We start from the raw sequence: 17,917 nt of genomic DNA, 5'->3' as shown, positions 1-17,917 counted from the left end.
CTCACTTGTAGCTCCTCTGGGTCAGCTCCACGTTGTCGAACTCCAGTTCCTCGCGATGGCGGGTTTGGGGGGTGCCCTCGCCATTCCACTCCCAAGCGGCCACGTGGGTGAAGTTGTCATCGTCCCGCATAGCCTCGCCCTCTTCAGTCTGGTGCTCCTCCCGGAAGTGGCCGCCGCAGGACTCTTCTCGGGTCAGGGCGTCTCGGGCCATGAGCTCGGCCAGCTCGAACAGGTCGGCCACCCGGCCGGCCTTCTCCAGCGACTGGTTGAGGGTGTCGGCCGAGCCCAGCACCCGCACGTTGCGGTGGTACTCCTCGCGCAGGGCGGGGATCTCCGACAGGGCCTTCTCCAAGCCGGTCTTGTTGCGGGCCATGCCGATGTAGTCCCACACCAGCTTGCCCAGCTCCCGGTGGTAGTGGTCCACCGAGCGGGTGCCCCCGATCGACAGCCAGCGGTTCATCTCGTCGGCCACCGCCTGCTCGGCGTCGGCGAACACCGGCTCGGTGGTGCCCAGCGCCGGGTCGCCCAAGAAATCCGACAGGTAGTTGCCGATGGTGTAGGGCAGGATGAAGTAGCCGTCGGCCAGCCCCTGCATGAGGGCCGAGGCCCCCAGCCGGTTGGCCCCGTGGTCGCTGAAGTTGGCCTCGCCCAGCACGAACAGGCCGGGCACGTTGCTCATCAGCTCGTAGTCCACCCACAGACCACCCATGGTGTAGTGGGTGGCGGGGTAGATGCGCATGGGCACCCGGTAGGGATCCTCACCGGTGATGCGCTCGTACATGTCGAACAGATTCCCGTACTTGGCCCGGATCACCGCCTCGCCGTCGCGGGCCATGGCCCCGGAGAAGTCAAGGTAGACGCCGTTGCGCAGCGGTCCCACTCCCCGGCCCTCGTCCACCACGGTCTTGGCGTTGCGGGAGGCCACGTCGCGGGGCACGAGGTTGCCGAAGGCCGGGTACTTGCGCTCCAAGAAGTAGTCGCGGTCGGCGTCGGGGATCTCGTGGGGCGCCCGCCCGTCGTCGTGGGCCAGCGGCACCCAGATGCGCCCGTCGTTGCGCAGCGATTCCGACATCAGGGTCAGCTTCGACTGGAAGTCGTCGCTGGCCGGGATGCAGGTGGGGTGGATCTGGGTGTAGCAGGGGTTGGCGAACAGCGCCCCCTTGCGGTGCGCCCGCCACGCCGCGGTGACGTTGCACATCTTGGCGTTGGTCGACAGGAAGTACACGTTGCCGTAGCCCCCGGTGGCCAGTACCACCGCGTGGGCCGAGTGCGACACAATCTCGCCGGTGATGAGGTCGCGGGTCACCACGCCCACGGCCCGGCCGTCGTGCATCACCAGGTCCAGCATCTCCGAGCGGGTGTGCAGCTCCACCGTGCCCGCGGCCACCTGGCGCATCAGCGCCGAGTACGCCCCCAAAAGGAGCTGCTGGCCGGTCTGGCCCCGGGCGTAGAACGTGCGGGACACCTGGGCGCCGCCGAAGGAGCGGTTGTCGAGCAGCCCGCCGTATTCCCGGGCGAAGGGCACGCCCTGGGCGGTGGCCTGGTCGATGATGTCCACCGACACTTCGGCCAGGCGGTACACATTGGCCTCCCGGGCCCGGTAATCGCCCCCCTTGATGGTGTCGTAGAACAGCCGGTACACGCTGTCGCCGTCGTTCTGGTAGTTCTTGGCCGCGTTGATGCCGCCCTGGGCAGCGATGCTGTGGGCCCGGCGGGGGGAGTCGTGGTAGGTGAGCACCTTGACCCGATAGCCCAGCTCGCCCAGCGAGGCCGCGGCCGACGCGCCGGCCAGCCCCGAGCCCACCACGATCACGTCGAAGCGGCGCTTGTTGTTGGGGTTCACCAGCCGCATCGAGAACTTGTGGTCGGTCCACTTGCTGTCCAGCGATCCGGCCGGGATGCGGGCGTCGAGCGAGCCGAGCATCAGTGGTCCTCCCCTTCGGTGGCGCCGTGCTGCTGGAGTTCCTCCACGATGGAGCGCCCGTTGTCGTCGATCACCCCGGCCTGCACGAAGATCGGGAAACTGAGGTTGCCCACCAGGATGATCCCGGCCAGCCCGGCGGCCAGGTAGCGGCGCAGGTGGTTGTAGCGGGGGCTGTTCACCCCCAGGCTCTGGAACATGCTCCAGGTGCCGTGGAAGATGTGGACGGCCAGCGCGGTGTTGGCCACGATGTACAGGATCGCCACCGGGATGCTGCTGAGGCTCTCCGACACGTTGTGGTAGGGGTCGCCCCGCACGAAGTCGGGGTTGAACCAGCCCCAGGTGAGATCGGCCAGGTGGTAGAAGAGGTACAGCCCGATGATGGGACCGGTCCACCGCATAGTGCGGGAGGCGAAGTTGGCGGCGATGTAGTTGCGCCCGCCCGGATAGCGCTGGTCGGCGGCCAGGCTCATCCGGCTCAGGGAGTAGGCCGAGTGGATGTGCAGGGCGAAGGCGACGATCAGGCCGATGCGCATGATCCACAGCAGCCAGGTGCGGGGGAGGAGCTTGGTGCCCAGATCCCGCAGGGTCTCGGCGTATTCGTGGATCTCCAGCGGTCCCTCGTAGAGGTGGAGGTTGCCGATCATGTGGACCACGATGAAGCCCAATAGGGCGACACCGGTGAGGCCCATCACCCACTTCTTGCCCACCGCGGTCTGGTAGATGCTGAGCGGCCACGGGAGCTTAACTTTGGGGTCCGACCGCACCGGCGGCGGCGTGCTCACTCTCGTCATGGTCTGGGCCATCGGTTGCCTCCGCTCCAGGCCACCCGCAGCCCGGAAGCACTCGCGCTCCCGCCGACGGTACCGGCGCCCCGCTCCCTGCGGCTAGCTGTACCGGGGCTTCCCCTGGCAAGCACGCTCTGTCAGCCGAATATGACCGCGTCGTAGCGGTTGTTGGCTTCGACGGGGCCGGTGAGGCGAAGGTGGAGGGCGGCGGGGCCGGAGGCGTCGGGAACCCTCCAATGCAGGGTTCCCACCAACACGCATTCGTCGCGTCCTACCGCTCCCTCCCAGCTCCAGGTTTGGCTGCCCCCGGGCCATTCGAGGATGGCCTCGGCGTGCAGACCGACCACCGGCTCGCGGTGGTCGCTCACCACGTGGACGCCAATCGACAGCTCGTCGCCGGGGGTCAGCTCGGCGGGCAGTCGGTCGGCCACCACGATGACCGGCTGGCAGGCCTTGGCCAGCGACTCAAAGGCCGGTTTGGGCCAGCGCTGCCAGTCGAGCAGCGCGGTGGACACGGCGGGGTGGGAGTCGGCGAAGAAGTGCTGGCAGAACCCGCCGGCCGGCCGGTACTTGAGCCGCCGCAGGGTCTCGATGTGCCGACGCACCAGCATGGCCTGGTAGGCCCAGGATGCCTCCTGCCAACCCTCCAGCGTGGAGTGCTCGCGCGGCGGGACGTGGCGGTTCATGGCCGCGGCATCCAAGCCGTGGCTGCGGGCCAATTCCGCCCAGTCCAAGTCGGGCCATGTCTGCGGGCTGAGCAGCGGCATTTCTTGGGGCGGCGACTGGGCGCCGAACTGCGACACGAACCGAACCGTCCGTGGCCAGCGGGCCGCGAACTGCTCCAGGTCTCGCTCTTGGCCCCGCTTCCAGCCCAGCCACAGGTGGGTGTCGGTGCCGTCCAGGCGGGGCAGATGGGGGAGCACCCCCGAATAGGCCACCGCCGGGCGGGTGGGATCGCGCCGTTCGAGCTCTCGCTTGACGCTCCGGTCCAGCACCGACAGGTTCCAGCTCGGCCGTTGGTGAGTGGCTAACTGCCTGCCCAGACTTCGCCCGGCCTCTCCGAGCAGCCCGCCCGGTGAGCGCTTGAATTTGCCGCGGGCGATGCCCTGTTGGCTCGGCAGGTTGGCGCTGTCGCCCAACGGGTCCACATGCCCGCACCACAGGATCACGCTGGGGTGGGCGCCCACCGCCCCCACGGCGGCTCGGGCGCAATCGGTGGCCGCGTCGCGGTTGCCTCGGGGAAACGGACCGAGCAGCGGGAGGTCTTGCCAGATCATCATCCCGGCCTCGTCAGCGGCGTCGTACAGCGGGGGTGGGGCCACATGGCCGTACACCCGGATGAGGTTCAGCCCCGCCTCTTTGGCCAGCTCCACATCGCGTCGCAATTCGGTCTTGTTCGCCTCGGCCCACCACGGGGTGGCCGGCCCGAAGCTGGTGCCCTTCAAGAACATCCGCACGCCGTTGACGGAGAACTGCCAGTTGTCCATCTGCACCGCTCGCAGCCCGGTGCGGACCCGACCCCGGTCGCTGAGGCCGCCCTGGGTGGTGCCCGCCTCCACCGTGACGTTGTAGAAGGGCTGGTCCCCAAGCTGGTGGGGCCACCACCGGCAGGGCTCGGGCACCTCAACCCGCCACTCCACGTGGTTGAGCCCGGCGGCCAGCACATGGTCCCCGGTGTGCTCCACTTCGCCGCTGTCTCCATTGCCGATTGTGGTGTGCAGTCGCACCAGGCCGGCCCGGGCCGCGTCCAAGTCGACTTGCAGGGCCACCACCGCCCGATGGTCAGTGGCGCTCTCGGTGCCCACCCGCAATTCCAAGATGCGGACCTCGCCGGTGCTGTCCATCCTGACCGGCGCCCACAGCCCCCCGGAGTTGCCCGGCGGCAGCAGCTCTGGTGCCTGCCCCAGCGATCCCAGCATGTGGCCCTCGGATATGTCCGCCGAGCGGGGCGGGCACGACAGCTCCAAGGCCAAGAGGTGGTCCCGGCCACCGGCCATGGCCTCGGTCACGTCGAACTGGTGGGCCATGAAATAGCCCTCCACATCGCCGAGATAGCTTCCGTTCAGCCAGACGTCGGCCTGATACAGCAGCCCCTCGAACACCAGCCACCGCCGCTCGCCCGCCGCTGGAGGCTGCTGGTTGAACCGGTGCCGATAGCGCACTGCGCCGGCATCCGCCAGCTCCGAGACCCGCCCCCAATGCCCCGGCACATCCACCGAGACCCAGTCAGAGTCATCAAATCCATCGTCGGGAAACCCCGATAACGCCCCGCCCCCCTGAGCAGCCGCCCACGTCCCGCCTAGGTCCACTCGCTTAATCTATGGGCTAGGTTTCTCACCTATGTCGCAACCCACCACTATCGGCGAGCTCAAGGATTCTGGCTGGCAGTCTGTCCCCGTCAAGCACGAGATCCGCCGCAACGCGATCGCCCGCATCCGAGCCGGCGAGGATCTGTTCCCCGGCATCTGGGGCTACGAAGATACCGTCATCCCCCAAATGGAGACTGCGCTGCTGGCCGGCCACGACGTGATCTTCCTGGGCGAGCGGGGCCAGGCCAAGACCCGGATGATCCGCCTGGTGCTCGAACTGCTCGACGAGTGGATTCCGATTGTGGCTGGCTCCGAGGTCAACGACGACCCCGACAACCCGGTGTCCAAGCACGCCAAAGACTTGATCGCCGCCGAGGGCGACAACACGCCGATCTCATGGGTCCATCGCAGTGAGCGCTACGGGGAGAAGCTGGCCACCCCCGATACCTCGATTGCCGATCTGATCGGCGAGGTCGACCCCATCAAGGTGGCCGAGGGCCGCTATCTGTCCGACGAGCTCACCATCCACTACGGCCTGGTGCCCCGCACCAACCGGGGGGTGTTCGCCATCAACGAGCTGCCCGACCTGGCTGAGCGCATCCAGGTGGGGCTGCTCAACGTATTGGAGGAGCGGGACGTGCAGATCCGGGGCCACAAGATCCGCCTGCCCCTCGACATCTTGCTGTTCGCGTCGGCCAATCCCGAGGACTACACCAACCGGGGCCGCATCATCACCCCGCTGAAGGACCGCTTCGGCGCCCAGATCCGCACCCACTATCCCACCGATGTGGACATCGAGTTGGACATCACCGAGCAGGAGGCCACGATGCCCGAGGCCGACATGCCGGTGGTCATGCCCGACTTCATGAGCGAGGTGCTGGTGTATCTCAGCCAGCTAGCCCGCCAGAACCCCCACATCAATCAGCGCTCGGGGGTGTCGGTGCGGTTGACCGTGTCCAACTACGAGACGCTGGCCGCCGCCGCCATCCGGCGGGCCCTGCGCACCGGGGAGGCCACCGCCGTGCCCCGGGTGACCGACTTGGACGCACTGAATCCCTCCACCTTGGGCAAGATCGAGATTGAGACCATCGACGACGGCCGGGACGGCGAGATTGTTGACAACCTCCGCAAAGAGGCCGTCCGCCAGGCCTTCAAGGATGCGGTGGAGCACGAGGTGCAGCAGGAGGTGGTGGAGGCATTCGAAGAGGGCCGGGTGGTCAATGCGGGGGACGACATCTCCTCGACCGACTATGCCGCCCTCGTCGAGGAGGTGCCCGCCTTCGCCGGCGCGCTGGCCGCATTGGGCTATGAGCCCGGCGATCTGGAGAACCCGGCTCTGGTGGCCAGCGGCATCGAGTTCGTGTTGGAAGGGCTCCACCTCTCCAAACGCCTCAACAAGGAGTCTCTGGCCGGCGCGGCCGTCTACCGGGGCAGGACTTAACCAGCTTCGATACCCCGGATGCGGTCCCGCAGCGTGAAGGCGGCGTCTTTCGGGTTGCGGTCGCGGTCGAACAGGCCGCGGGCCGATGACCGCCCCAAGTGCCACTGGTAGCCGTCCACGGCGGTATCGGCGAAAAACCCCACTACGTTGATGCCGTCGGCCCGCGCGGCGTCTACCTGATCCAACGTCCGGCTCAGGAGTTGGTCGCGCCAGGTCTCGTCGGCAGTGGACACGCCGGCGCCGGCCACCGCCAGCGGCACATCGCCCAACATGTCGGCCAGGCGGGCCAGCGCCCGGCCCAGTTCTTCGGGCTCGGGGGCCAAGCCAGAGTCGTCGCACCGAGCGGCAGCCGGATACGGCCCGAGGTGGCCGTGTTGGTCCACCGACACTGGAGCGTCGAAGCACACTCCCACCACGTCGAGTGATTCCCGGAACTCTTCGCGGGCGACTATCGGGCGGTCGGGCACGGTGATCTCTCCGTCGGTCAGCGCCGAGGTCCAGCTCTGCCACAACAGCCGGTCCCACCATCCCTGCCAGGCAAAGGAGTCGGCCCGCTGATCGGCGGCGAACACGGTGTGGAGGCCGAAAACCCCCATGATCGGCTGGCTCCCGCTTCGGAGCAGGCGGCAGGCCTCGAACATGGCCTCCAGCCCGTGCTGGGCCGCCTCCATCGCGGCGGCCGTGCTCCGCCGTCCGGGAGGACGCTGGGCCAAGAGGCGGCTCCGCACCGCCCAGCCCACCGGGTCTTCCACCGGCACCCACCCGGCCACCCGATCGGAGAACCACTCGCCGCACCGGTCCACCCAGCGGGCCCACCACAGCGTGCGCCCCTGTCGGGTGCTCCAGCCGCCCTCATCGTCGGCAAACCACCCTGGCAGCGTGGTGTTCTGGAGCACCAGCCAGGTTTGCAGCCCGGCGTCGCGGGCGGCGGCCAGCATGTCCAGATATCGGTCGACGGCGTCGTGGTCCAGCCTGCCGGGCTCGGGCTCGACGCGGGCCCACTCCACCGGAAGCCGGCAGTGGGTGAAACCCCACTCGGCCAGGAGTTCCAGGTCGGCCCGGAAGTCGATGCCGAAACCGCATCCCTCTCCCGACCGGTGTGCCCGACCCTCCCGCTCCCACACCGACCAGTCCGCCGCGGGGGCAACCCCCTCAAGCGCCACCGAGTCCGCGGTCCACCCCCAAGCGAAATCAGGACCGGTATGGCCATCCATCTCGTTCAGAGTAGGTTGGCGGGATGCTTCGGAGATGGCGAAGGGCCCGCCGCGGGTCATCCCACCGGGTGGCCTACTCCCGCTGGGACGGCACCCAAACCGGGTTCGACTTCTCCACCTCCGACCTGTTCGCCCAGATGAACGACGACCTCCTCTATCACGGGGACGTCAACGCGGCTCTACGACGGCTCCTCCAGCAGGGCTTCGAAGTCGATGGCCAGCAGGTGCAGGGCCTGCGGGAGATGATGGAGGAGCTCCGCCGCCGGCGCCAGGAGCGATTGGAGCAGCACGATCTGGGCGGGGTCTACGACGACATCGCCCAAGAGCTGCGCGACGTGGTCGACATGGAGCGCGACGCCCTCGACGATCTGGCCGCCTCGGCGGCTGAATCGGGCGATGAGCGCCGGGCGGCCATCACCACCGAGACCGTGGACCAGCGCCGGTTCCAACTCGACATGTTGCCCCCCGACTTGGCCGGCCAGATCAAAGATCTGGAGAACTACCAGTTCACCTCGTCGGAGGCCCAGCAGCGGTTTGACGACCTGGTGGAGCAGCTCCGCCAGCAGCTCATGCAGAACTACGTCAACCAGATGACCGACGGCATGAACAACCTCTCTCCCGAGGACCTGGCGAGGGCCAAAGACATGATGGCCGAGCTGAACAGCCTGCTGGAAAAGCGCCAAACGGCCGATGAGCAGCTCTCCCCCGACATCGACGATCCGGCCGAGCGCAACCGGATGCTGGACGAGCGCCTGCAATCCGACTTCGACAGCTTCATGGAGCGGTTCGGCGATTTTTTCCCCGAGAACCCCCGAACGCTGAGCGAGCTGTTGGAGGTCATGGCCCGGCGCATGGCGGCCATGTCGGCGATGATGGCGTCGATGACGCCCGAGCAGCGGGCGCAGCTCCAGGGCCTGGCCGAGCAGTTGTTGCAGGACATGGACCTGCGCTGGCAGGTGGACCAGCTTTCCCAGAACCTCCAAGCCATGTTCCCCGACGCCGGCTGGGACCGGTCGTACGACTTCAGCGGAGCCGATCCGCTGGACTTCGCCTCGGCCGCCCAGATGATGCAGGAGTTGGGCGACTTGGACCAGCTCGACAACTTGCTGCGGAGCGCCAACAACCCCGGTGCGCTGGCCGAGGTGGACATCGACCGAGCCCGCGAGCTGCTGGGCGACGAGGCGGCCCAGAGCCTCGAGCAGATGGCCGATCTGGCCAAGCTGCTGGAAGAGGCCGGATTGATCGAGAACCGGGAGGGCCGTCTGGAGCTCACCCCCCGGGCGATTCGCCGGATCGGTCAGAACGCCCTGTCAGACCTGTTCAAGAAGCTCCAGCAAGACCGGGTGGGCCAGCACACCATGGAGATGTTCGGTGGGGGCCACGAGCGGGAATACCACACCAAGCCCTACGAGTTCGGCGACCCCTTCAACCTGGACATCGAGCGGACCATCCGCAACGCCATCCAACGCACGGGGGGCGGCACCCCGGTGGAGCTGTCGTCGGAGGACTTCGAGGTGGAGCGCACCGAGAACATCGTGCGCTCTTCCACTGTGCTGATGCTCGACCTGTCGCTGTCGATGCCGATGAGGGACAACTTCCTGCCGGCCAAGAAGGTGGCCATGGCCCTCCACTCCCTCATCAGCTCGCAATATCCCCGCGACTTCCTGGGCATCGTGGGCTTCAGCGAAGTAGCCCGGGAAGTGAAGCCCGAGCAGTTGCCCGAGGTGTCATGGGACTTCGTGTACGGCACCAACATGCAGCACGGGTTCATGCTGGCCCGCCAGATGCTGGCCCGACACAGCGGCACCAAGCAGATCATCATGGTGACTGACGGCGAGCCCACCGCCCACGTGGACGAGGACGGTCGGCCCTTCTTCTCCTACCCGCCGGCCCGGGCGACAGTGGAGAAGACACTGGAGCAGGTCATGCGAGCCACCCGGGAGGGCATCCGCATAAACACCTTCATGCTGGATGCCACCTCGTATCTCACCAACTTCATCGAGCAGATCTCCAAGATGAACGGCGGTCGGGCCTTCTTCACCACGCCGGAGACCCTGGGCGACTATGTGCTGGTGGACTTCGTGGAGCACAAGCGCAAGCTGCTGGGCAGCCGCCGCCACTGAACCGGTCCCGAAATTCTCTTTCTGCTGGAAAAATTTCTTCTTGCGCTTGGCGCGTTTCCGTGTCAAGGTTACGTTGTTGAAATTACAAGCACGTTGTTCCCAATCAGAGGGCTGATCAGGCCCAAGGCCGGGGGCGGCGGGCAAGGTGCGACACATTCCATGTCCAGGAGGGCACTATGAAACTCGTAGAGACGACTACGAAGCCGTCGCAGACCGGCGACGATGGTCGGGCTTGGCAAGCACTGGCCAACTGTCTGGGGGTAGACCCCGATCTGTTCTTCCCGGAGCGGGGGGCCTCCACCCGGGAGGCCAAGGAGGTCTGTCGAGCCTGTGTGGTGCGCGAGGAGTGCCTGGAGTACGCCATCGTGAACGGCGAGAAATTCGGGATCTGGGGTGGCATGAGCGAGCGAGAGCGACGCCGGGTCCGCCGGGCCCGGGGACTCACCCGTGTGCGGGAGCCGCTGACCGCGGTGGCCGACACCTCCGGTGCTTGAGCTGCCTCAAAGCAATTCGAAACGGCCCTGCCCTTGACGCAGGCGACACAGTTTCGGGGTAGCCTTAGCCCATGAATCTCGGACCCGCGGAGCTGATCATCGTCTTGGTCATCCTGCTAGTGCTGTTCGGCGGGGCCAAGCTCCCCAAGCTGGCTCGTTCGCTGGGCCGAGCCCAGAAGGAGTTCAAGGAGGGCGTGACCGAGAGCTCAAAACCCGACGACACGACCGACGAGAATCCTAAGGACGCCTGATTCGTCCTAACATCGCAGCTTGATGAGCGCGATATCCCCCTCTGACGAAATGGTCATGTCTTTGGCCACCCTGTCGGTCAATCCCTTCGAATTGTCATTCGAGCAATTGGAATCGTCGTTGGCCGCCACAGCCGACGCGGGTTACACCGGAATCAGCGTCTGGCCATTTACCCTTCCGATGGCCGGTGTGGACGTGTCTTGGCTGGTGGACCGGCTTGCTGAGCTCCAGCTATCCCACCCGGTGACGGAGGCGGCGTTCGGGTGGCTGAACTCCGACCGCGACGCGGCCGCAGCCGAGATCGGCAGCTTGAGCGAGTACGCCACCGCGGTAGGGAGCCGGGAAGTGGTGGCGGTCACCATGGAGTCCACGCTGCCGTCCATGGACGAGACAGCAGCCTGCTTCCGAGCCCTATGCCAGGCCGCGGGGGATTCGGGATTGCAGGTCAGTGTGGAATTCTTGCCCTGGACCGGCATTCCCGACCTGGCTACCGCGTGGGAGATCATCCAACGAGCCGACTGCGACAACAGCGGCATCATGGTCGACACGTGGCACTGGTTCCGCCAGCCTGGCGGTCCCAACCCCGACCTGCTGCGTCAGATCCCGTCCGAGAAGCTGAGGGTGGTTCAGCTCTGCGACGCCGCCGCCGAGCTTCCCAACGACATGGACATCGCCACCGAGACCATGACCGCCCGGCTTCTACCCGGCGACGGTGCGGTCGACTTCGCCGAGGTCTTGGGCATCATCACCGATTCCGGTGCATCGCCGATCTGGTTTCCCGAAGTCTTCAGCACCACTCTGGCCGCGGGCGGCCCCCAGACCATGGCCCCCCAAGTGCTCGCTGCGTCGCGCTCGGTGATGGAGTAGCGACGCCGGTCCCTCAATCCGGAACCGCGGTCAGGCCGCGGCTCGGCGCAGCATTCGACGGCGTTGGCGCTCGGAACGGCCGCCCCATACCCCGTGCTTGATCCGGTTGCACAGGGCATAGGCCAAACAAGCCTCCTGCACCATGCACTCCTGGCAGATTCTCTTGGCCTTCTCCACCCCCAGCCCATCACTGGGGAAAAACACGTCGGGCGACTCTTCGACGCACTTGCCGTAAGCCATCCAGCTCTCGCTCATGGGACCTCCATCGGGTACATGCCCCCGCATGTATGACGCCCCACCGCAGCCAAAAGTTCCCTTGTCAGAAAGAATTAAAGAGCTATCGGCCGTCCGGTGGCTCATCATAGCGGTGGATTCGATACAGGGGGAGTCGTCCAGGCTCGGCTCCAGAGTGCGCATTCGGGATGTCGCTGTGTTGCGGCTAGAATGGCACGGCCTCAATTCCCACAGGAGCAACGCGATGACTGACACCATGGATGCCCTTCCCGAGCCGCCGGAAGGGCACGTCAAGGTGGTTTATATGGGCCCAGTAGCCCCCCACTGGGACTTCATGTCCGACTTTGGCGACTCGGGGATCATCGAGCAGTTCAGGACCCGGGCCGAGGCCCGCCTTTTGCTGCTGCCTCCCCACGATCCGCAGTTCCGCCGGAATCGGGAGCGGATCAACCGGGATGCCGAGCGGGAGAACCTGCTCATCGACTGGGACCTGGGTTACGACGAAGAGGACGAGGAGAGCGAGACCGACGAGGGGTAGTCGCGAGAGCAGCACAGAATGGCATTGGAGTCCATCGACATAGAGGCTGAGTCAGGGCGATTCATCAATCGCGAGCTCTCTTGGCTGGACTTCAACAGCCGTGTGCTGGCCCAGGCGGAGGATCCCTCGGTGCCCCTGTTGGAACGGGTCAAGTTCTGTGCCATCTGGTGCTCCAACCTGGATGAGTTCTTCCAGGTTCGAGTAGCTGGACTCAAAGACCAGCTCGCTGGCCAGTTCACCGGCACCACCCCCGACGGCCGCACCGCGGCCCAGCAGCTCCATGAGATCCGCATCGAGGTGGACGACCAGATGGACCGGGCCGCCCGCTGTCTGAGCAGCCTGACCGTAGAGATGGCCGATGCCGGAATCGAGATCCTGAACTGGGACGACTTGGACGACGAGGACCGCAAGTTCCTTTCCGGCGAGTTCGACGACCGCATCTACCCGGTGCTGACCCCTCTGGCGGTTGACCTCGGGCATCCGTTCCCCTACATCTCCAATCTGTCGCTGAGCTTGGGCGTGCTGATGATCGACCCGGCCGACGGCCACCAGCGGTTTGCCCGCCTCAAGGTGCCGGCGACATTCGGTCGCTTCATCCAGCTCCCCGACGAGCATCGGTTCGTCCCCGTCGAGCAAGTGGTCGCCGCTCACCTCCCCACGCTGTTTCCGGGGATGGAGATCACCGAGACGGTGGCCTTCCGGGTAACCCGCAACGCCGACTTGGCGGTGGACGAGGGCGAGGCCCAAGACCTGCTGGCCGCGGTGGAGGTGGAACTGCGCCGCCGCCGATTCCGCAGCGTGGTCCGCCTGGAGGTGGAGCACCTGGTGTCGTCGGAGATCCGCAATCTGCTCATCGACGAGCTCGACATCGAGCGCGACGACGTGTACGAGGTGGACACCCTGCTGGAGCTGTCCAGCCTGTGGGACCTGTTCGCGGTGGACCGCCCCGATCTCAAGAACCCGGCGTGGCAGCCGGTCAACCCCCTGCCTTCCAAGTCGCCCGGCGACCAGCCGATCGACCTGTTCGCCCGCATCCGCGAGGGCGACATCCTGGTCCACCATCCCTACGACTCCTTCACCGCCACCGTGCAGGAGTTCATCTGGCAGGCGGCCAACGACCCCAAGGTGCTGGCCATCAAGCTCACCTTGTACCGAACCTCGGGTGACAGCCCGATCGTGCGGTCGCTCATCCGGGCCGCAGAAAGCGGCAAGCAGGTGGCGGTGGTCGTCGAGCTGAAGGCCCGCTTCGACGAAGAGGCCAATATCGAATGGGCCCGCCGCTTGGAGCAGGCCGGGGTCCACGTGGCCTATGGACTGGTGGGCCTCAAGGTCCACGCCAAGACCTGCCTGGTGGTGCGGGAGGAGGCCGACGGCGTCCGCCGCTACTGCCATATCGGCACCGGCAACTACAACTCCATCACCGCCCGGGTGTACACCGATCTGGGGCTGTTCACCGCCGACCCCGAGGTCGGGGTCGATCTGACCCAGCTGTTCAACTCCCTCACCGGCTACGGCCGCGACATCCAATTCCGCCGTCTGGTGCCTGCACCCCAGGGTCTGCGCCCCACGGTGATGGATCTGATCCGCAACGAAGCAGCCCGGGGGCCCGATGGAAGGATCATCATAAAGATGAACAGTCTGGCCGACGCGGAGATGGTCGAAGCCCTGTACGAGGCCTCCCAGGCCGGGGTCGACATCGACTTGATCGTGCGTGCCATCTGCTGTTTGCGCCCCGGGGTGCCCGGCATGTCCGACACCATCCGGGTCCGCTCCCTCATCGGGCGGTACCTGGAGCACAGCCGCATCTACTACTTCGGAAACGGGGAGGGCATCGGCGCCCCGGCCTACTACATCGGCTCAGCCGACCTCATGCCCCGCAACCTCAACCGCCGAATCGAGGCCTTGGTGGCGGTGGTCAATCCGGGTCTGCGTCAGCGTCTCGACCAGGTGCTGGAGTTCAACCTCAACGACGATGCATTGGCCTGGGATCTGATGGCCGATGGCACTTGGCAGCGGGTTCCTTCCCGGACCGGGTTTGAGGCCCACACCGCATTTGAGCGGCTGGCCGCGGCCTCAATATCTTAACAGATAGTTCCATCCCACCCTTGAGTATCCGCATTTTCGGTGCGTTTAGGACCTACCGTTTTATTCCGTGCGTTTCGGAACGGTAGCGGTCATCCTCGGCGGTGGCGGGCTCGTCACCCGTCACAATGACGGCGTGTTGGAAGTTCTGATGGTCCACCGCCCCAAGCATCTCGACTGGTCGCTGCCCGCAGGCAAGCTTGATCCGGGGGAGACTCTGGCTGAGTGCGCGCTGCGGGAGGTGCACGAGGAGACGGGCTATATCTGCGAGTTGGGCCGCGAGTTGGGCATGGTGGATTACATCGACCGCAAAGGCCGGACCCGCCAGGTGCACTACTGGGAAATGGACGTCATCTCCGGAAGCTTCACCCCCACTCTCGAGGTGGACGCCATCGACTGGGTGCCGGTGGTGGAGTCGCTGAACTACTTCACTAACGAACGCGACCTCAAGATGGTGGACTCGTTCTTGACCTTGGTGGGCGACAGCGTTCTGGCCTGATCTCGGCCGCTCCAAAGTTTTCGTCCCTGTTCACCTTCCGTTCAGACAGTCGCGGCAGGCCAGAAACCCGCCCCTCCTAGTTTTACGACTGACCCTTTGCGCTGATCGGTGTGTTCAGCGTGCATTCAAGGAGGACATGTGAGGCTACGGAAACTGCTCGTGCTCATTCTCGGGCTTATGACTACGTTCGCGCTCGTCGCGGCCGCGTGCGGCAACGATGACGACGATGGGGGCGCAGCCCCAGACATGGCGGGCCAAGCTGATGCCGGCGACACCGGCGATGATGGCGCTCAGGAAGCTCCCGTCGATGAGGCCCCCTCGGGAAGCATCTCTGGCTCGGTGACGATTTCGGGCTCGTCGACCGTGGAGCCGATCTCGGTGCGGGTGGCCGAACTGTTCGAGGATGTGGAGCCCGATGTACAGGTGACGGTGGACGGTCCGGGCACCGGTGATGGGTTCAAGCTGTTCTGCGAGGGCGAGACCGACATCTCTGACGCCTCCCGCGCCATCAAGGACTCTGAGGCTGAGGACTGCGCGGCGAATGGCATCGAATTCGTCGAGTTGCGGGTGGGCATCGACGGCATCGCGGTGATGACCGGCGAGGGCAACTCGGTTGAGTGCGTGAGTTTCAACGACATCTACGGCCTGGTTGGCCCCGAGTCGACCGGGTTCGGCTCGTGGTCTGACGCCGGGACGCTGGGACTTGATACCTCTGATCTGCCGGACGCCGATCTGGACATCTACGGTCCGGGCGAGGAGTCGGGCACGTTTGACAGCTTCATCGAGATCGTGCTGGAGGACATTGCCGACGAGCGGGGCCAGGACGCCACGACCCGTCCCGATTACAACGCCAACGCTGATGACAACGTGATCATCCAGGGCATCCAGTCGAGCGACACCAGCTTCGGCTGGGTCGGGTTCGCCTTCGCGGCCCACGCCTCGGGCGTGAAGCTCCTTGACGTGGACGGCGGCGACGGCTGCATGGGCGCCAACGCCGACACCATCGCCTCGGGCGAGTACCCCGTGTCTCGCTCGCTGTACATCTACGTGAACAAGGCCAAGGCAGCGGCCAACCCGGCCCTGGTTGCCTACGTCGACTACTACATGAGCGACGACGGCCTGGGCACCGCGGTCAGCGACGTGGGCTACGTGAACCTCACCGACGACGCCAAGGGCGCCACCCGGGCCAACTGGGCCGGACGCTAAACCGGAGAAGCCAAATGGCAGTGCCGATGACCAGTAGCGTGTGCTCGTGACCGACACCCGGGTCGATCCTGCTGAGGGGTTCTCCGTCGAATCGCTGGCGGCGAACCCCCGGCAGGCCCGCAAGGAGCGGTTGATTAGAGACTCTCTGGGGGCCACCGCGCTGGTGTCGGTGTTGATCTCCGGCCTGATCATCTGGTCGCTGTTCTCCGAAGCCTGGACGTTCATGGTCGAGGTGGATTGGGGCGCGGTCTGGGATATCGGCTGGTTCCCCCGCCGGGGCATCTACGACATCAAGACGCTGATCGTGGCCAGCTTGATTGTCACCGGCATCGCCATGATCGTGGCTGGCCCGTTGGGCTTGGGCGCCGCCATCTATTTGTCGGAATACGCCCGACCGGGTGTCCGCCGAACCCTCAAGCCCATCTTGGAGATCCTGGCCGGGATTCCCAGCGTGGTGCTCGGCTTCTTCGCTCTGGAGTGGATAGCCCCCAACGTGGTCAAAACCCTCTTCGGAGGACCGGCGGCCGGCTCGCTGCTGGCCGCCGGTATCGGCGTAGGGGTTCTCGTGGTTCCACTGGTGGCGTCCATCTCTGAGGACGCCATGAAGGCGGTGCCGATGGCGCTGCGGGAAGCATCCTCCGGGTTGGGGGCCCGCAAGATCACCACCACGGTCCGAGTGGTGCTGCCCGCCGCCGTCTCAGGCTTGATGGCGGCGTTTATAGTGGCCGTTTCTCGGGCTTTGGGCGAGACAATGGTGGTGTTCATGGCCGGGGGCGCGGCCCAAACCGCCGTCTACACCCATGACCCGCTGGACGGCAGCCTCACGATGACAGCGGGGATGACCTCGTTGGCCCGGGGAACCGACAGCGTGGTGGGCGAGGGCCTCACCTTCCAGAGCCTCTTCTTCGTGGGTCTAGTGCTGTTCATCGTGACCTTCGGTTTGAATCTGGTGGCCGATCGATTCGTCCACCGAGTGAGAGAGCAGTACTGATGGCCAAGGCACGGCTCGTCGGGGATCGCACCAACAAGATGATGGTGAAGGCCATGGAGCGCCGGACCACCGATGTGCGGGGCCGAGTGTTTCAGATCACCCTGCTGACCACCCTGCTGATCTCGCTGTTCATCCTCGGCGTGCTGATTGTGGACGTGGTGGTTGATTCCTGGGGCGTGCTCACCGGACGACCGGGCGGCTTCTTGGCAGGTACCATGCGCTCCCTCTCCGACGACCCCAAGCTGGGCGTGCATCAAGCCTTGGTGGGCACGTTCTGGATCGCGGTTTTCGTCGCCGTGCTGGCCTTCCCCATCGGCATCGGCGCCGCCATCTGGTTGGAGGAATACGCTCCCAAGAACCGGTTCACCCGGTTCATCGAGCTGAACATCCGCAACCTGGCCGGGGTCCCCTCAATTGTGTACGGCCTGCTCGGACTGTTCTTGTTCGTGAAGAGCCTGGGTGATCTCACCGGCGGCAAGTCCATTGCCGCCGCGGGCATCACTCTGGCCATCCTGGTGCTTCCCATCGTGATCATCACCGCCCAAGAGGCCATCCGAGCGGTACCCCAGGGGCTGAAGGAGGGGGCCTACGGGGTGGGGGCCACCAAGTGGACCATGATTCGCAGCCAGGTGCTGCCCTACGCCGCGCCCGGCATCTTCACCGGGACGCTGCTGTCTATGTCACGAGGCATCGGCGAGGCTGCTCCGCTGCTCTTGGTGGGGGCGGTCTCCGGCCGGCTGGGAGGCAATCCGGGATTCTTCGACCTCAGCGCCATCAACGCCAAGCACTTCATGGCCATGCCGGTGATCATCGTGGAGTGGGTGCAGAACTCGGGCCGCGATCCGGGCTTTGCCGAGGCCGCGGCGGCGGCCATCGTCGTGCTGTTGGTATTCGTTATCCTGATGAATGCGGCGGCCATCTTCTTGCGCAACCACTTCGAGAAGAAGAGAGGATGACTCGT

Annotated in this window: 16 protein-coding genes; 11 read left to right on the top strand and 5 right to left on the bottom strand. The window is 65.8% G+C overall.

From position 1 onward, the window contains the following. Position 1: 1 nt before the first annotated feature. The 3 genes from ACOGI7_RS13470 to ACOGI7_RS13460 all read right to left on the bottom strand — a co-directional run bounded on the left by ACOGI7_RS13470 (position 2) and on the right by ACOGI7_RS13460 (position 5,018). Positions 2-1,924: a fumarate reductase/succinate dehydrogenase flavoprotein subunit gene (locus ACOGI7_RS13470; RefSeq protein WP_419849274.1), complete on the bottom strand. Its 1,923-nt coding sequence runs from the start codon at positions 1,922-1,924 to the stop codon at positions 2-4. Next, on the bottom strand, positions 1,924-2,706 hold the full coding sequence (locus ACOGI7_RS13465) for a succinate dehydrogenase cytochrome b subunit (protein ID WP_419849273.1): 783 nt from the start codon (positions 2,704-2,706) through the stop codon (positions 1,924-1,926). Before ACOGI7_RS13465 ends, ACOGI7_RS13470 begins: the two co-directional genes overlap by 1 nt. A 140-nt stretch (positions 2,707-2,846) precedes the next feature. Then, positions 2,847-5,018, bottom strand: coding sequence for a glycoside hydrolase family 2 protein (locus ACOGI7_RS13460; protein ID WP_419849272.1), 2,172 nt, complete (start codon positions 5,016-5,018; stop codon positions 2,847-2,849). Positions 5,019-5,049: 31 nt separating this feature from the next. Here ACOGI7_RS13460 and ACOGI7_RS13455 point away from each other — a divergent pair, with 31 nt between their 5' ends. Continuing rightward, positions 5,050-6,459, top strand: a complete 1,410-nt coding sequence (locus ACOGI7_RS13455) for a magnesium chelatase (protein ID WP_419849271.1) — start codon at positions 5,050-5,052, stop codon at positions 6,457-6,459. Here the strand turns inward: ACOGI7_RS13455 and ACOGI7_RS13450 are convergent. Continuing rightward, positions 6,456-7,673 carry a family 1 glycosylhydrolase gene (locus tag ACOGI7_RS13450; RefSeq protein WP_419849270.1) on the bottom strand — a complete coding sequence of 406 codons (1,218 nt, stop codon included), beginning with the start codon at positions 7,671-7,673 and terminating at the stop codon, positions 6,456-6,458. The two genes, ACOGI7_RS13455 and ACOGI7_RS13450, sit on opposite strands and share 4 nt — an antisense overlap. Positions 7,674-7,696: 23 nt before the next feature. On the opposite strand from ACOGI7_RS13450, the gene ACOGI7_RS13445 reads away from it, so the two are divergent. From ACOGI7_RS13445 to ACOGI7_RS13430, 4 genes are all read left to right on the top strand, one after another. After that, complete coding sequence (locus ACOGI7_RS13445) at positions 7,697-9,796, top strand: vWA domain-containing protein (RefSeq protein WP_419849269.1); 2,100 nt, start codon at positions 7,697-7,699, stop codon at positions 9,794-9,796. 176 nt (positions 9,797-9,972) lie between these two features. Continuing rightward, positions 9,973-10,290 (top strand): WhiB family transcriptional regulator, encoded by a 318-nt coding sequence (locus ACOGI7_RS13440; protein ID WP_419849268.1) that lies wholly within the window; start codon positions 9,973-9,975, stop codon positions 10,288-10,290. 71 nt (positions 10,291-10,361) lie between these two features. After that, positions 10,362-10,541 carry a twin-arginine translocase TatA/TatE family subunit gene (tatA, locus tag ACOGI7_RS13435; RefSeq protein ID WP_419849267.1) on the top strand — a complete coding sequence of 60 codons (180 nt, stop codon included), beginning with the start codon at positions 10,362-10,364 and terminating at the stop codon, positions 10,539-10,541. 22 nt (positions 10,542-10,563) lie between these two features. After that, positions 10,564-11,406: a sugar phosphate isomerase/epimerase family protein gene (locus ACOGI7_RS13430; protein ID WP_419849266.1), complete on the top strand. Its 843-nt coding sequence runs from the start codon at positions 10,564-10,566 to the stop codon at positions 11,404-11,406. Between the two features lie 30 nt (positions 11,407-11,436). On the opposite strand, the gene ACOGI7_RS13425 is transcribed toward ACOGI7_RS13430, so the two are convergent. After that, entirely contained in the window at positions 11,437-11,661 is a 225-nt protein-coding gene (locus tag ACOGI7_RS13425; protein WP_419849265.1) for a WhiB family transcriptional regulator, read from the bottom strand. A gap of 223 nt (positions 11,662-11,884) precedes the next feature. Between ACOGI7_RS13425 and ACOGI7_RS13420 the strand changes: the two genes are divergently transcribed. The 6 genes from ACOGI7_RS13420 (at position 11,885) to pstA (ending at position 17,912) form a co-directional block, all read left to right on the top strand. Then, positions 11,885-12,178: a hypothetical protein gene (locus tag ACOGI7_RS13420; protein WP_419849264.1), complete on the top strand. Its 294-nt coding sequence runs from the start codon at positions 11,885-11,887 to the stop codon at positions 12,176-12,178. An 18-nt stretch (positions 12,179-12,196) separates the two neighbouring features. Continuing rightward, complete coding sequence (gene ppk1, locus ACOGI7_RS13415) at positions 12,197-14,263, top strand: polyphosphate kinase 1 (RefSeq protein ID WP_419849263.1); 2,067 nt, start codon at positions 12,197-12,199, stop codon at positions 14,261-14,263. 67 nt (positions 14,264-14,330) lie between these two features. Further along, positions 14,331-14,759, top strand: coding sequence for an NUDIX hydrolase (locus ACOGI7_RS13410; RefSeq protein ID WP_419849262.1), 429 nt, complete (start codon positions 14,331-14,333; stop codon positions 14,757-14,759). A 177-nt stretch (positions 14,760-14,936) separates the two neighbouring features. Continuing rightward, positions 14,937-15,965 (top strand): substrate-binding domain-containing protein, encoded by a 1,029-nt coding sequence (locus ACOGI7_RS13405; RefSeq protein WP_419849261.1) that lies wholly within the window; start codon positions 14,937-14,939, stop codon positions 15,963-15,965. 46 nt (positions 15,966-16,011) lie between these two features. After that, positions 16,012-16,956, top strand: a complete 945-nt coding sequence (gene pstC / locus ACOGI7_RS13400; RefSeq protein WP_419849260.1) for a phosphate ABC transporter permease subunit PstC — start codon at positions 16,012-16,014, stop codon at positions 16,954-16,956. Then, positions 16,956-17,912: a phosphate ABC transporter permease PstA gene (gene pstA, locus ACOGI7_RS13395; RefSeq protein WP_419849259.1), complete on the top strand. Its 957-nt coding sequence runs from the start codon at positions 16,956-16,958 to the stop codon at positions 17,910-17,912. The genes pstC and pstA overlap by 1 nt, the downstream gene beginning before the upstream one ends. The last annotated feature ends 5 nt before the right edge of the window (positions 17,913-17,917 follow it).

The sequence above is a fragment of the Candidatus Poriferisocius sp. genome, from assembly GCF_965204145.1.
In the GTDB taxonomy this organism is placed as follows: Bacteria; Actinomycetota; Acidimicrobiia; order Acidimicrobiales; family Bin134; genus Poriferisocius.
The sequence above is the reverse complement of the archived record's forward strand: the minus strand, read 5'-3'. Positions and strand labels throughout refer to the sequence as shown.